We start from the raw sequence: 15,580 nt of genomic DNA, 5'->3' as shown, positions 1-15,580 counted from the left end.
TAGAACTACTAATTGAAGTGACTTACTCAAAAGAAAGATATAACGTAACTATTTTTACACTATATCCGTACACACTTATACATTAATATGTTCCGCTATATTATATTTAAGAACATCCCATTTTCCACTATTTTGTTTCACATAACTAATACACGCATTTTTTAATGGTGTCTTAAATGTAATTTCATCTGGTTCAATGGCATGTAAAATCGCTTTTATCGCGTGTGAGTGAGCAACAATAATAATACGTTTGCCAAAATGAGTTGTCGCAACATCTTCTAAAGCAGCAAAGCAACGAGCTACAATCTCTTCATCTCGCTCCATACCTTCTACTTTACCCTCAGCAATCAACTCTCTAACAGCCGCAACCGGCTTCCCTGAAGCTTCTCCAAAATTCCGTTCAACAAATCGCTCATCTAATAAAATCGATTGTAATCCAACTGCCGTTGCGATTTCATTAGCCGTTTCTTGCGCTCTAATTAACGGGCTACTTATAATGATATCCCACGTTTCTTCTTGTAAAGCAGCTGCACTTTGACTCGCTTGCTTCTTACCAACTTCATTAAGCGGAATATCTTCTCGCCCCTGAATAATTTCTTGAAAATTCCAATCAGTTTGTCCATGTCGTACTAAACAAATTTCCGTCATGCTGCAACTCCTTTTTAAATAATCAACTTCTATTGTAACAAAAGTTCTGCATGACGGACATATTTTTCACTTCCAATTAGGTTGCGTTTTGTTGCTTCATATACTGAAACATATCAATCATGATCGAAGCAACGGCCAATTGATTTTGAAACTTTTCCACTTTATCTGGTATCGTTTTTTTGAAATGTTGCATCGCCGCTAACTCAAAAGCCTCTTTTTCTTCAGGATTTCGTGTTAATTTTCTATACCAGTACGGTTGCTCTCTAATATAACGAGATAAATCCTCATCAGCCTTTATAAACTCCATAATTTCTGCTCTCATCATCTTTCCCCCTAATCCTTTTGAAAGAAAAACGGGTTATTTTCTGAAGTACTTTGCTCTTGCTGCGTACGGTTACCTTGAAATTGCTGAATAACTTGTTGCACGCTCCCAATTGCACTCGTCACATTGGCTAAATGGTTCTGCATTTGTTCCACGTCCAACTTTTTAAAAAAAGAAAGCATTTGCCCCATCACATCAGCAGTTTTTTCCTCTTCAGTTCGATTATCTTTTTCTTTTTTATTTTCTTTTACCGAAGAAAACGCAGGCGCTCCATCCGGTCTATAAGTTGCCCATATTGGATCTTCTTCACCAAGTAAGTACCATTCTTCATAAAATTGTTGCCATGTTTTGTGACCACTTCTAACCTCATGAACCATTTTAGGGTGATGGTTTACAAATTCTTTAAACTGTTGAACCGATGGATGTAACGGTCCTTTTGTTGTTGGCATAATCCTCACCTCTCCATGTATATCTACTATATAGTAAGAAAAAAAAGGCGCATGGTTCGCCTATTTTTAGACGATTCATGCACCTTTTTTTCTGCTATTTGCATACGGTCAGATTCCCACCTACAATTCAGTGAATACGAAGTAACTAATTAGGTGATGTAACACCCCACCGCTTACAGTTTCGCTTTATTTTCGAATAAAGTTTTGTGTATAAAATTTATCGTATACACCAACACCTAATCCTGTAAATTGTTCATTTAATAAATTCTTTCTATGCCCCTCACTATTTAACCAACCTTGCACTGCCGCAATTCCATCACTATGTTGCGCCGCTATGTTCTCACCAGCAAGTTGAAATCCTACTTTCCCGCGCTGCAAACGATCTCCTAGTGTACCTAATGTAGGTGAGTCATGAGAAAAATAATTATTGTCTTTCATATCTTTACTGTGACCAACAGCAACATCTGCTGTTTCCTGATCCCATGTTAATAATGGTAATTTATGACGACTTCGAATGATATTTGTTAAATCAAAAATTTGTTGCATATTCCCATTTTCTACTTGTTTTATTTTTTCTGGAGTCAATGGTTGTTCTGCTATTAATTCACCTGAATAAACGAGCTGATACGGTCTTTGGCGTAATAAAGTTTCATCATCCATATAACGAACACCAACAAGCTCATGTGTAAATTGATCAAAATACAATTGCGCCCATCCATCTTCTACAGGTATTAACGGTTGTTCCATGACTTCGGTATCAGATAGCTCAAATTGATAACTATTTTTCCCTCTTTTTAATGAAATTTCATGCGAAAGCGGACTTTTTTTATATACTTCTTCATATTTTTCATTTATATAATAAGGTGGAACCTTAACTTGTTCACCAGCTGCGTATGCCGTTACAACTTTACGTTCAGAAACTCCAAATTGAACATACTGAGTTAAATCCTGGTTGTATACCCACCATTCATATCCGTATGCAGATGGCTCTATTCGAGAGGGTTCTCCCCACTTCGCTAATAGGTTTTCAGAGTCTTCACCAATCATATTTAAAACAGTGTCTGAGGAGTCTTCCTTAATTTGCTTTTTCTTTTTCACAATTTTATTTTCTTGCTTTGATTGAGATGGGGTTAATATATATTGTGAAACGAGTAATTTCCCGTATAAATCAACAGCTAAAATTAAAAATGTAATCATTACGATACGCAATAATTTCTTCAAACGATATACCTCCTGAACAAAACATAAAATTGAGATATACACAAATCCTTTTCTTTCTTTTTGTGTGTACCGTACTCTTTTCACTATATCATATTTTTGTGAAAAAAGTCTGGATTATCCCTTTTCTCTCAATATGAATTGCACTTTCTTATTATTCATACTATTATAAAAATAATGGTGTAACATTAAAAAAGGAGGTATTATATGCAATTTACAAATACGAAATTTAATGGAGCCGTCGTTGAATTAACTCTTTTAACTGAAATCATGGAAAACAACCACTTCGTACTTGCCGGACAGTGGGATTATGAACGAGTTACATACGATTATAAATTTGAAATATTAAAGGATGTTTATTATTTACGAGTGCAAGGAGTTGCTGTTGAAGGTGACATTGGCAGTAGACACGCTGAAGTAAAACTACTCCCCCCCTTATTAGGAAAACATTATTATCCTCACGGCGTTGAATATGGTGATGATGAGACTTTCCCAACGAATGTACTTCAAAAAAGCGAACAACTCCTACAAAATGTCGAAAAAGAGTTAAAAGAATTTCAAATTATTGATTAACAAAAACAAGCGCATCAATATGATGCGCTTGTTTTATTTCCCTTCCCTAAGAATGAATCGTTTTTTTTACTGGATATCCATAAATAGATCCATCTTTTACTTTAATCTCATCTTCCCAGGGGACCTTATATTTACCTTCAGCTAAATCTTTTACAAACGTATATGGATTTTCTTTCACCCCACCAGGAGTTGCTACATATCCTCTTGAACCTAAATTATATATATTATTTTCCAATCCCCATCCTAATCTAGCCTGATCTGCTAGTTCTGGATATACTTCAGCAGTAACAATCTCCCAAGGATTTCGATGACCCTGTACTAAAGTAGTCCCATCAAAATTACATACTTGTCCTTCACCAAAGTAATAAAATACACCATCATAACCCGCTAAGTTTACCGACAATGTATACATTAAATTTTGCCATGCATTTGAACGATTCGTTAGCATCCATTGTTCACTAACTTGTGTACTATATCCAGAAATACGAATTAAGACATTTGCACCTTTATAGGCCGCTTCACGAGCTACTTCAGGGAACATGCCATCATGACAAATACAAACAGCTAATTTACTTCCTCCAGGTCCATCACAAACAGGTAAGCCTAAATCTCCAGCTTTCCAAGGCTCGACTGGCACCCAAGGATTTAGCTTACGATACTTCAAAATCATTTCACCTTGTGGATCAATAATAACTGCTGTATTATATGGCTCTCCACCATCAGGATTTTTCTCCATTATTGAAAAAACACCATATACTTTAGATTCTTTACATGCCTCAGCAAATAAGTCTGTTTCTGGCCCAGGCACTGTGCATAAAAATTCTTCTGTAGTCCATTTTTTTGTATTGAGCCCTTGTGTACTATATTCAGGAAATACTATCAATTCTAAACCAGGGTAACCTGATTTGGTCGAATGAATTGTTTTTATGATTTGTTGAATTTGTTTATCAATGTCTGCACGCGATTCTACTACTGGTACTGGATATTGAATTAGTGCTGTCAAAAAACCACTAATCGGCTTTACCATACTTCCACTACTACCCATTTAAACTCCCCCTTAAAATAGTTCGTGTTTATTAAAGATAACAATATATATTTGTAACTCTCTAAAAAACTTGCACTACATATGGAATTATTACGCATGAAAGCTAGTAGTAAATTTTATCTCCACTTTTAGTACACGCCTACACTAACTTAACATAAAAAGTTAGAAAATTCAATCTTTTTAAGGTAGCTAAAAAAGAAAAAGCGCATGGAATCCCATACACTTTTTTACTTAATCTGTAAATACGGCGGCAATTGTTGCAACTGCTCCTTATCCTTTTCACGTTCTCTACGTGCCCATCTAAAGAATACATAGCCTATAATTGTACCGTACACTATTTCCTGGACAATTTTCATTATGATACCACCAGTTTGCTGATCTTGTACGACTGGCATCCAGTGCAAAAATTCTGGTCCCGTTATATTTAAATCTGATAAAGTGCCCGCTGGTACACATAGTTCCATCGCTTTCATCCAAGCAGCCGGATCCGTATACGTTGCAAATAACGGGGCTGTCGCAAAAATGATTAACGCACATGCAGGCGTTAATAATATGCCGTTAGCAAACATATAACCAAGTTTCTTTATATCACTTAACGTTTGATATTCTGGTAATGGATTTAACATCGGCCACCACATCATGATTGCTGTAAAAAACAATATAGCGAGACAAATAGGATGAGCTATTTGACTTTGTTTTACTGTATCAAAAACAACTGGTAAATGATAAAAAGAAAACAGGCCGTTAAATACAAACAACGCAATAAGTGGTTTAGCAAATGCCTTTAATATAATTTGAACGAACTTAAAAGAAGTAATGTAACGATATAACCAAATTGGTATACCAAGCAACAGTAACGGTGGAACTGCAATATACATGACTGCCATTTCAAACATATGAGCACTAAATATAATATGGCCAATTAAATCAATAGGCCCTCCCTTTACAAAATATAAAAGAACAATACCAGTCGTAAAATAAAAAATTTGCTTCTTACTTACCTTCGTCGCATTTTCAAATCGCATTCTATATGGTCCAATAATTAAGAAGTACCCAATAAGAATCGAAAGCATAAATAATAAAAAGATTGGACTCCATAAAGCCTGAAAACCAAATATCCACAAGTTACTCATTTTCACACCTGCCTTCGTAAGGTTATCTCATAATATGAAGAGGGAGCTGTGACAACACAAGCTCCCTTATTTTTCACTTTTCAAATCCACACAATTGTCATAAAAGCTAAAATTGTAATTAACCCTATTAGCAGACCAGAGTAAAGAAAGAAACTTGCTGCTTCATGTCCTTTATGACTCATATGCATAAAATAATACAATTGAAAAATTACTTGTACCACTGCTAATAGTAAAATAAACGGTACAGAGAAAATCGGACTAAAAGTTTTTGGATACGCCACTGCTACAAATGCAACTAATGTTAAAAAAATCATTAATGCAAACGTAATAACTTGATGCCTCATTTCCTCCGCACTTTTTCTCTTCCGATAAACAAGATCAACTTTAGGATTATTCGTTTGCTTTATCGCCATTGTTTATCCCACCATTCCCATTAAATATACTACAGTGAAAATAAACACCCAAACTACGTCAATAAAGTGCCAATAAATCGATGCAACATAAAACTTCGGTGCATTGTATAAATTTAGACCTCTCTTCGCATTTCTAAAGATTAATGTTAAAATCCAACATAACCCAAACAATACGTGGAGTCCATGTGTACCAACAAGAGCATAAAACGCAGAGCCAAAGGCACTACTTCTCATAGTATGCTTAAATTCATGTGTATAATGATAAAACTCATATATCTCAAATCCTAAAAACCCTAAACCTAGCAATACTGTTACTAGTAACCAAAGCTGCATTTTCTTAAAGTTAAAGTTTTTCATGTGATACATCGCATATACACTCGTTAAGCTACTCGTTAATAAAAGCATCGTCATAATGAAAACGAGTGGCATTTGGAACATCTCTTGAGATGTTGGTCCACCATTTGTAGAATTCTTTAACGCTAAATATGTTCCGAATAAGGAAGCGAACAACACTGTTTCGCCTCCAAGAAATAACCAAAAACCGACAAACTTATTTTTCCCTTCAAGGGTTGCTTTTTCAGGCTCTGCTGGAAATGTTTCATTCGTTAATTTTTCATCTACATGCATTATGCCTTGCCCCCCTTATCCTCTAAATCTTCTTTATGAATATGATACCCATGATCATCAATTACTGAACGTAGGAACATTGTGCCAAATGTAATGATTAAACCAATAATTGCTACTAATAACCAGAACTTATCTTTTCCGCCCTGCATATACATCGCACCAAATGCCGCTATAAACAATCCGAAAGAAATGACAAATGGTGAAAACGAAGGATTTGGCATATGAATATCACCAACTGGTTCCGCTGCTGTCATTTCTTTATTACCTTCACGTTTTTCAATCCAAAACGGATCTAATCCGCGAACAAATGGTAATTGTTTAAAGTTATATTCTGGTGTCGGTGCTGGCATTGTCCATTCTAATGTACGTGCATCCCACGGATCACGACCAGCTTTTTCTTTTGATACTGTTGTTTTAATTACATTGAATAGAAGAACAATCGTTCCAAGAGCCATAAACACCGCTCCGATGGAACTAATCATATTCCCCATTTCCAACCCTTGCCCTTCAAGATATGTGTAGTAACGGCGTGGCATACCAATCAAGCCAAGGAAATGCTGAATAAAGAAAGTTAAATGGAAGCCGATAAAGAATAGCCAAAACGTTATCTTTCCTAATGTTTCATTTAATACTTTATTAAACATCAGTGGCCAATAATAATGAGCTCCTGCAAGTAAACCAAATACAACACCGCCAACGATTACATAATGAAAATGTGCTACTACGAAATAGTTATCATGAAATTGATAATCAGCTGGTGCAGATGCTAGCATAACCCCTGTAACTCCACCCATTACGAATGATGGAATGAAAGCTACTGCCCACATCATTGGTGTCGTAAAACGAATACTTCCGCCCCACATTGTAAAGAGCCAGTTGAATATTTTGATACCAGTCGGAACCGCAATCGCCATTGTTGCAACTGAGAAAATAGCATTAGCAACTGGACCAAGTCCAACAGTAAACATATGGTGCGCCCATACCATAAATCCTAAAAATCCAATTAATACAGTCGCAAACACCATCGATGAATAACCAAACAATCGTTTTTTCGAAAATGTTGCGAAGATTTCTGAGAATATTCCGAAAGCTGGGAGTATAAGAATGTATACTTCTGGATGACCGAAAATCCAGAATAAATGCTCCCATATAATTGTATTCCCGCCCAATGCCGGATTAAAGAAACTTGTTCCAAATAAACGATCTAACATTAAAAGTCCTAATCCTACAGTTAACGGCGGAAAAGCGAATAATATAAGCGAAGATGTTACAAATGTTGTCCATGTAAACATCGGCATACGCATATACGTCATTCCTGGAGCGCGCATATTAATAATGGTTACAAGGAAGTTAATTCCTCCAATTAATGTACCAATACCTGAGATTTGCAAGCCGAGTACATAGAAATCAACACCATGACCTTTAGAGGCTAAAGCTAAAGATGCATAAGATGTCCATCCTGCATCAGGTGCTCCACCTAAAAACCAACTTAAATTTAAAAATACTCCACCAAAGAAAAATAACCAAAATCCGAGTGAATTCAAAAACGGGAACGCTACATCACGTGCACCAATTTGAAGTGGTACAGCGGCGTTCATAAATGCAAACACGAGTGGCATAGCTGCGAGGAAAATCATTGTTGTACCGTGCATCGTTAATACTTGATTATAAGCATCCCCAACAAGAAAAGCGTTGTTAGGAATCGCTAATTGAAGGCGAATAAATAGAGCTTCTATTCCGCCTATTACAAAAAACAATCCACCTGCAATTAAATAGAGAATGGCAATCTTTTTATGGTCTACTGTCGTTAAATAATCCCATATGACAGCACCCATCCCCTGTTTTTTTGCTACAGAACTCACGTTTTCAACCTCCCCTTCGCGAATAGTCCCTCTTTACTTTTCAACTTTTAACGTTTGTAAGTATGCATTTAATGCATCAATTTGATCATCCGTTAAGTTGCCATATTTGCCAGTCATTTTGTTTCCTGGCTTCATATTTTCAGGATCTTTCAGCCATTTTTTTAAGTTTTCTTCATTGTTTTCGGCAATACCGGCAACCATATCGCGATCCGCAAAGTTTGCTAAGTTTGGTGCGATACGAGCGGAAGGTGGTCTACTATCATTAGATCCAACTGCGTGACAACCAATACAGCTTTTATTAAATATTTCTTGGCCCTCTTGCGCCTTTGTTGAAGCTACTTCTTTCTTCCCATCAATCTTCTTCATATCAGCAAGCCATTTTTTGTACTCGCTTTCATCTAAAGCTTTCACTTTAAATTGCATTAAAGAATGTGATGGGCCGCAAAATTCTGTACAAAAACCATTATAAGTGCCCGATTTATCTGCCTTTAACCACATTTTGTTCACATTGTCTGTATTTGTATCCATTTTCCCTGCTAAAGATGGAACCCAAAATGAGTGTTTAATATCGGCACCCTTCAAATTTAAATACACTTTCTTACCTGTGGGGATGACCAAATCTTGCGAAGTTACTATCTTTTCTGATTTATAAGAAAATTCCCACCAATAAAGATTCGCTGTTACATCAACAACGATAGTATCTTTATCAATATTCTTTTTCTCCATCGCACTTACATCAGCAAGTTTGAATGTATATGTAACTGTTGGAACAGCTAAGATTAGTAAAAGAATAATCGGAATAACTGTCCATATAATTTCTAGCTTGTGATTCCCTTCAACTTGCTCTGGAATATAATCTTCCTGACCTTTCTTTTGTCGGAAACGCACAATTACATATAAGAAAATAATAGTAACTACTAGTACTACTCCTACCATGATTGCACTCGCCAGTAGAAGTAAATCATATTGCATTTTTGCTACTTCTCCTTGCGGAATTAAAGTAGATTGAAAGGCTTTACCGCATCCCCCTAACAGTAAAGCCAGCAGTGAAACGAACGAAAGCAGTCGCCACTGTTTCTTCATACAAACAACCCCCACTTTCCTTGTGAATTAGATTGTACTTTATAGTTAAGTAAAGTAAATCTCAACGTAAAGAAATCCAATTATGTCGTTGTCTTAGAAGAATGTAACTACAATCATTGATACAAATAAGATTGTTAAATAATTTAGGGAATAAACAAACATTTGCACGGACCATTTGATGTCATCTTTCTTACGGAAGCCATAAAATCCTAAAACGATCCATCCGATGTTAAGCAGTGTTGCAATTACCATAAATGTTATCCCTAGTCCACTCATATAAAATGGTAGTGGTAATAAACATACTGTCCAAATCATAATTTGGCGTTTCGTAATTTCAAATCCATGAACTACAGGAAGCATTGGAATTCCTGCATTTCGATATTCATCAACACGTTTCATTGCTAATGCAAGGAAATGTGGGATTTGCCAAATAAACATAATTAAAAATAACATCCAAGCAATTGGATGGCCTAAAGATGGATCGATTGCTGCCCATCCAATTAAAGGAGGAACTGCACCAGATATACTACCTACAACAGTATTTAGTGTATACTTTCTCTTTGTCCATAAACTATATAGAACAACATATGTGAAAGCACCAATAAATCCCATTAAGACTGCCATTGGTGTTGTTAATAATAAAAATACAAAACCAAGAAGTAATATGACTAGTCCAAATGTAAGTGCAAATCCTGGTTTATACTTTCCAGTAACCGTTGGACGGGTCTTTGTTCTTTCCATTAATGGATCGATGTCTCGATCAATGTAGTTGTTTAAACAACATACCCCTGCCATAATTAATCCTGAACCAACGATTGTAAAGAATAACTTATCCAGATTGTCCATTACACTTAATCCATTAAAGTGTAATGCCAACCAAAATCCTGTAAATACAGTAAGTGTATTTGAGTTTACAATCCCCATTTTAACGAGTGCTTTTAAATCTTGTAACCGAGTTGTTTCCGGTACACTTGTAACAGCGGACTCATCATGCAGCTCACTTGTTGCATGGTTCATCACTCTAACCCCCTCTTAAAACTTTCATCTTTCTTTTTGCGCCTATTTCAAATGAAATAATTCGCTTCTATATAGCAATATTATTACAGTAGAAACATTGTTAACCCATTCTACTACTAATCTACGCCCATACTCCAATATATTAAATCATATTTCCCGAACATTTTGTGAAGAAAACATGAACTTTTTGTGTCGAATATAAAAAACTTCATTCTGACTTGTCCTTATCATAACATGATGTTACCTTCTATAATAAACTATTTTGTCCTATTTAACACGTATTCTCCCCATTTCTTTTCAAAATAGCCTATTTTTCACCCAAAATTTTCCTTGCGAACCCTGTTTTTACACCTATTTTCTCTCCCTTTCCTTCCCCCTCCATTTCTTTGCTATTTTATTATTTTTTATATATCATAGGAACTAGCGCGTTTTATTCTATACATAATGGAATGAAAATATTTCGCAATAACTTCATAGCAGAAAGATGGTGAAAGAGATTGCAACGCTTTATTAAATGGTTAGCAGTCATTACAAGCCTTGATTTATTAATAGTTTTATTAGGAGGCGCTTTAGTTACAAAAACAGGTTCTGGTCAAGGTTGTGGTAAATCATGGCCACTTTGTAACGGTGAATTTGTTCCATCTAATTTATCAATGGAAACTATTATTGAACTTAGCCACCGATTAACATCAGGATCAGCTGGAATTCTTGTCACTCTACTTTGTATTTTGTCCTGGAAATATTATAAACATGTGCGTGAAACAAAAACGTTAGCAATTTTATCCTTCGTATTTTTAGTTGCACAAGCATTAATGGGAGCAGCAGCAGTTGTTTGGGGACAAATGCCAGCTGTACTTGCTATCCATTTCGGTATTTCCTTAATTTCATTTGCTTCTGTCATTTTATTAACGTGTCTTATCTTTGAAATTGACCAAAAATTTGATGCACGTTCACTTATTATGGACAAAAAAATGAAATTTCATATTTATGGTGTAACAATTTACAGTTATATCGTCGTCTACACAGGTGCTTTAGTACGTCACGAACGAGCTAGCTTAGCCTGTCCAGACTTTCCTTTATGTAGCAAAAACAGACCTATGCCAACTCAACTACATGAATGGGTTCAAATGGGCCATAGAGTTGCAGCGATGTTAATTTTCGCTTGGATACTATACGCGATGATTCTCGCTATTCGCCATTACAAGCAGCAATCTGTAGTATATTGGGGATGGATTATTTCATTTATCCTTGTTACACTTCAAGCTGTAGTAGGAGTTTTAGTTGTATTTACAAACGCTAGTTTAGCAATGGCATTGTTACATTCTCTATTCATTTCTTGCTTGTTTGCCGTACTATGCTATTTAGTTATGCTGGGAACAAGAAGTAAAGTGAATGCCAAAGAAGCCGAATCAACTTCTAAACAAACAAAATAATTTAAAACTAAAATCCCTTGCCAATTCGGCAAGGGATTTTTTGCAATAAGAAAAGAGCTGTATTTACACAGCTCTTTTCTTATTTTAGTGATCTAATTCAATAAGTAAATCACCCGTTTGAATCGCATCACCATCGTTAACATATACTTTCTTCACTTTACCATTGAACGGCGCTTGAACTGTCGTTTCCATTTTCATCGCTTCTGTAATTGCCATAGAATCGCCTTTTTTCACTTCGTCGCCTTCTTTTACAACTACTTTAATTACCGTTCCTGGCATCGTTGCACTAATATGATTTGGATTCTCACGGTTTCCTTTCACACGTTGTGCAACTGTTGCTTTTACACTCTCGTCTTTCACGATAATTTCACGTGGTTGACCGTTAAATTCCAAGTAAAGAACACGGTTTCCATCCGACTGAGGTTCTCCAATTGATACTAGTTTAACCATCAATGTTTTACCCTGTTCAATTTCTACATCAATTTCTTCACCTAGTCTCATACCATAGAAGAACGTCGGTGTATCAAGTACAGATACATTTCCATAAAGCTCAGCAACTTTTTCATAATCCATAAATACTTTTGGATATAAAGCATATGCTACTACATCAAAAATCGTTACTTCGCGTCCAAGTTTATGGAATAATTCTTCTTTTAACGCTTCGAAATCTACTGGCTCTAGTAATTCACCTGGTCTTACTGTTAATGGCTCTTTCCCTTTTAAAATAATCTTTTGTAATTCTTTCGGGAAACCACCGTACGGTTGACCTAAATCACCAGAGAACATTTCAACAACAGACCCTGGGAAGTCCATCGCATGTCCACGCTCTAAAACATCTTGTTCTGTTAGATGGTTTTGAACCATAAATAATGCCATATCACCAACAACTTTTGATGATGGTGTTACTTTTACAATATCTCCAAACATGTCATTCACACGGCGGTACATTACTTTCACTTCATCGAAGCGATCTCCTAAACCAACCGCCTTCGCTTGTTGCTGAAGATTACTATACTGCCCACCCGGCATTTCATGCATATATACCTCTGTATGAGGCGCATTCATACCACTTTCAAACGGTGCATAGTATTTGCGTACATCTTCCCAATAGTGAGATAGTTTTTCTAAAGAATCTATATTAACATCTGGTTGTCTTTCGTTTCCGCCTAACGCATAGTATAGCGTGTTCGCACTTGGTTGTGACGTTTGACCAGCCATAGAACTCACTGCTACATCGACGATATCAACACCTGCTTCAATTGCCTTCGTATACGTTAATATACCATTTCCACTCGTATCGTGCGTGTGCAGATGAATTGGAATCGACACTGTCTCTTTTAATGCAGAAACTAAATCATATGCTGCATTTGGTTTTAGTAAGCCCGCCATATCTTTAATACCTAAAATGTGAGCTCCTGATGCTTCTAACTCTTTTGCTAAATTTTTATAATAATTTAAATCATATTTACTACGCAGTGGATCATGAATATCCCCTGTGTAGCACATTGTTGCTTCTGCAATTTTACCAGTGTCTCGTACAGCGTCAATTGCAACTCTCATGCCTTCCACCCAGTTTAAACTATCAAAAATACGGAATACATCAATGCCTGCTTGAGCAGAACATTCCACAAATTTTTGAATTAAATTATCTGGATAGTTTTTGTATCCAACTGCGTTTGAAGAACGAAGTAACATTTGGAATAACACGTTCGGCATTTTTTCACGAAGATCTAGTAATCGTTCCCATGGATCTTCTTTTAAGAAACGATACGCAACATCAAACGTTGCACCGCCCCACATTTCCGCTGAGAATAGGTTCGGTAACATTCTCGCTGTTGGCTCCGCAATTTGATGTAAATCTTTTGTACGAATACGAGTTGCAAGTAATGACTGGTGTGCATCACGGAATGTTGTATCCGTTAAAAGTACACGTTTTTGATCCTGTACCCATTTTACTAATCCGTCCGCTCCACGCTCGTCCAAAATTTGTTTCGTTCCATTTTGGATTGGCTCTGAATGTTTTAAACATGGAATACGAGCATCTGGGAATATTGGTTTTTCTTTTTTCCCTACTCCTGGGAAACCATTTACTGTTACTGTACCAATGTAATTTAACATTTTCGTTCCACGGTCTTTACGTTTCGGGAACAAGAACAATTCAGGTGACGCATCGATAAATGAAGTATCATATTCTCCTGATAAGAAGTTTTTATGCTTTACTACATTCTCTAGGAATGGAATATTTGTTTTAATACCACGAATACGGAATTCTTTTAAGTTACGTTCCATTTTTGCAGCAGCTTGCTCAAAAGTAAGTGCCCAAGTTGTAACTTTTACAAGTAAAGAATCGTAGTACGGTGTAATAACTGCACCTTGGAAGCTATTTCCTGTATCAAGACGCACACCAAAACCACCACCTGATCGATACGCCATAATTTTTCCTGTATCCGGCATAAAATTATTTAGCGGATCTTCAGTTGTTACACGAGATTGAATTGCAAATCCATGTACAACTACTTCCTCTTGCTTCGGAACACCTACCATTTTGCTATGTAATGAATGTCCATCCGCTATTAAAATTTGTGATTGAACAATATCTACTCCCGTAATCATTTCTGTAATCGTATGTTCTACTTGAACACGTGGATTTACTTCAATAAAGTAAAACTCATCATCTTTTACAAGGAATTCTACTGTTCCTGCATTTAAATAGTTTACATTTTTCGTTAACTTCACAGCAGCATCACAAATACGCTGACGCAGATCATCTGAAAGTGATACACTCGGTGCAATTTCTACAACTTTTTGATGACGACGTTGTACAGAACAGTCACGCTCGTATAAATGAACAACATTGCCTTCTTCATCTGCTAAAATTTGTACTTCTATATGTTTAGGTTTTTCAACGAATTTTTCGACGTAAACTTCATCATTACCAAAAGCTGCTTTCGCTTCTGATTTCGCTCGATTATATGATTCTCCTAATTCCTCACTAGTACGCACAATACGCATACCACGACCGCCACCCCCAAGGGATGCTTTAATAATAATCGGGTAATCATACTTTTCAGCAAATTTTTCGACTTCTTCTAATGAATTTACTGGACCATCACTACCAGGTATAACTGGAATTTGTGCTAGCTGCGCTTGTGTTCTTGCTTTCACTTTATCTCCAAACATATCTAAATGCTTACTTTTCGGACCGATAAAGATAATTCCTTCTTCTTCACAACGTTTAGCGAATTGAATATTTTCTGACAAGAAACCATATCCAGGGTGGATTGCATCTACATGATTACTTTTTGCAATCTCAATAATGCCTTCAATATCTAGATAAGCATCAATTGGTTTTTTTCCTTCCCCAACTAAATAGGACTCATCGGCTTTATAGCGATGATAAGAACCACTATCCTCTTTAGAATAGATTGCAACTGTTTTTAATCCAAGTTCCGAACAAGCTCGAAACACACGAATTGCAATCTCTCCACGGTTAGCTACCAATACTTTTTGAATACGTTGCAGCTTTGTCATGATTTTCCCCCTCTACTTTCCTACCACTCTAGAGATAAAATATATACACACCTTAAAAAGCGTGAAGTTCTTCACTTTCCACATTATATTATACTTAGAAAGCTTCACTTTATTTTTATCCATCATACCTTATTTTCTAACAAATGATAAGTTTTCTGTGCAATTTGTTTCACAAAAATAGTATAGCATACCTCTTCCTTTTCTAACAACTTAATTGTATATCACA

General features: G+C 36.1%; 14 protein-coding genes. 2 read left to right on the top strand and 12 right to left on the bottom strand.

Annotation, left to right across the window (positions count from 1 at the left end):
* Positions 1-75: 75 nt before the first annotated feature.
* The 4 genes from B9A45_RS09745 to B9A45_RS09730 all read right to left on the bottom strand — a co-directional run bounded on the left by B9A45_RS09745 (position 76) and on the right by B9A45_RS09730 (position 2,640).
* On the bottom strand, positions 76-648 hold the full coding sequence (locus B9A45_RS09745) for a histidine phosphatase family protein (protein WP_000134947.1): 573 nt from the start codon (positions 646-648) through the stop codon (positions 76-78).
* A 76-nt stretch (positions 649-724) separates the two neighbouring features.
* Complete coding sequence (locus B9A45_RS09740; protein WP_001200990.1) at positions 725-970, bottom strand: YlbE-like family protein; 246 nt, start codon at positions 968-970, stop codon at positions 725-727.
* An 11-nt stretch (positions 971-981) separates the two neighbouring features.
* Positions 982-1,419 carry a YlbD family protein gene (locus B9A45_RS09735; protein WP_001143346.1) on the bottom strand — a complete coding sequence of 146 codons (438 nt, stop codon included), beginning with the start codon at positions 1,417-1,419 and terminating at the stop codon, positions 982-984.
* Between the two features lie 186 nt (positions 1,420-1,605).
* Positions 1,606-2,640 (bottom strand): CAP domain-containing protein, encoded by a 1,035-nt coding sequence (locus B9A45_RS09730; RefSeq protein WP_000735378.1) that lies wholly within the window; start codon positions 2,638-2,640, stop codon positions 1,606-1,608.
* A 204-nt stretch (positions 2,641-2,844) separates the two neighbouring features.
* Between B9A45_RS09730 and B9A45_RS09725 the strand changes: the two genes are divergently transcribed.
* Positions 2,845-3,210, top strand: a complete 366-nt coding sequence (locus tag B9A45_RS09725; protein WP_001160947.1) for a YugN family protein — start codon at positions 2,845-2,847, stop codon at positions 3,208-3,210.
* Positions 3,211-3,256: 46 nt separating this feature from the next.
* Here B9A45_RS09725 and B9A45_RS09720 read toward each other — a convergent pair whose 3' ends face one another.
* The 7 genes from B9A45_RS09720 to ctaB form a co-directional block, all read right to left on the bottom strand.
* Positions 3,257-4,255, bottom strand: coding sequence for a formamidase (locus B9A45_RS09720; protein WP_000535802.1), 999 nt, complete (start codon positions 4,253-4,255; stop codon positions 3,257-3,259).
* Between the two features lie 227 nt (positions 4,256-4,482).
* Positions 4,483-5,388, bottom strand: a complete 906-nt coding sequence (gene ctaG / locus B9A45_RS09715; protein WP_000069022.1) for a cytochrome c oxidase assembly factor CtaG — start codon at positions 5,386-5,388, stop codon at positions 4,483-4,485.
* Between the two features lie 80 nt (positions 5,389-5,468).
* A complete protein-coding gene (gene ctaF / locus B9A45_RS09710) occupies positions 5,469-5,801 on the bottom strand; it encodes a cytochrome c oxidase subunit IVB (RefSeq protein WP_000985706.1) in 333 nt (110 codons plus the stop codon).
* A 3-nt stretch (positions 5,802-5,804) separates the two neighbouring features.
* Positions 5,805-6,428 carry a cytochrome c oxidase subunit III gene (gene ctaE, locus B9A45_RS09705; RefSeq protein ID WP_000557861.1) on the bottom strand — a complete coding sequence of 208 codons (624 nt, stop codon included), beginning with the start codon at positions 6,426-6,428 and terminating at the stop codon, positions 5,805-5,807.
* Positions 6,428-8,263, bottom strand: a complete 1,836-nt coding sequence (ctaD, locus tag B9A45_RS09700; protein ID WP_153578907.1) for a cytochrome c oxidase subunit I — start codon at positions 8,261-8,263, stop codon at positions 6,428-6,430. The genes ctaE and ctaD overlap by 1 nt, the downstream gene beginning before the upstream one ends.
* A 60-nt stretch (positions 8,264-8,323) precedes the next feature.
* A complete protein-coding gene (gene coxB, locus B9A45_RS09695; RefSeq protein WP_000745268.1) occupies positions 8,324-9,373 on the bottom strand; it encodes a cytochrome c oxidase subunit II in 1,050 nt (349 codons plus the stop codon).
* 93 nt (positions 9,374-9,466) lie between these two features.
* Positions 9,467-10,390 (bottom strand): protoheme IX farnesyltransferase, encoded by a 924-nt coding sequence (ctaB, locus tag B9A45_RS09690; protein WP_001015056.1) that lies wholly within the window; start codon positions 10,388-10,390, stop codon positions 9,467-9,469.
* Between the two features lie 497 nt (positions 10,391-10,887).
* Between ctaB and ctaA the strand changes: the two genes are divergently transcribed.
* Positions 10,888-11,823: a heme A synthase gene (gene ctaA / locus B9A45_RS09685; RefSeq protein WP_001188747.1), complete on the top strand. Its 936-nt coding sequence runs from the start codon at positions 10,888-10,890 to the stop codon at positions 11,821-11,823.
* An 84-nt stretch (positions 11,824-11,907) separates the two neighbouring features.
* Here ctaA and pyc read toward each other — a convergent pair whose 3' ends face one another.
* A complete protein-coding gene (gene pyc, locus B9A45_RS09680; protein WP_000164088.1) occupies positions 11,908-15,354 on the bottom strand; it encodes a pyruvate carboxylase in 3,447 nt (1,148 codons plus the stop codon).
* Between the last annotated feature and the right edge of the window lie 226 nt (positions 15,355-15,580).

The organism is Bacillus sp. JKS001846 (genome assembly GCF_900176455.1).
Classification (GTDB): domain Bacteria; phylum Bacillota; class Bacilli; order Bacillales; family Bacillaceae_G; genus Bacillus_A; species Bacillus_A cereus.
The sequence above is the reverse complement of the archived record's forward strand: the minus strand, read 5'-3'. Positions and strand labels throughout refer to the sequence as shown.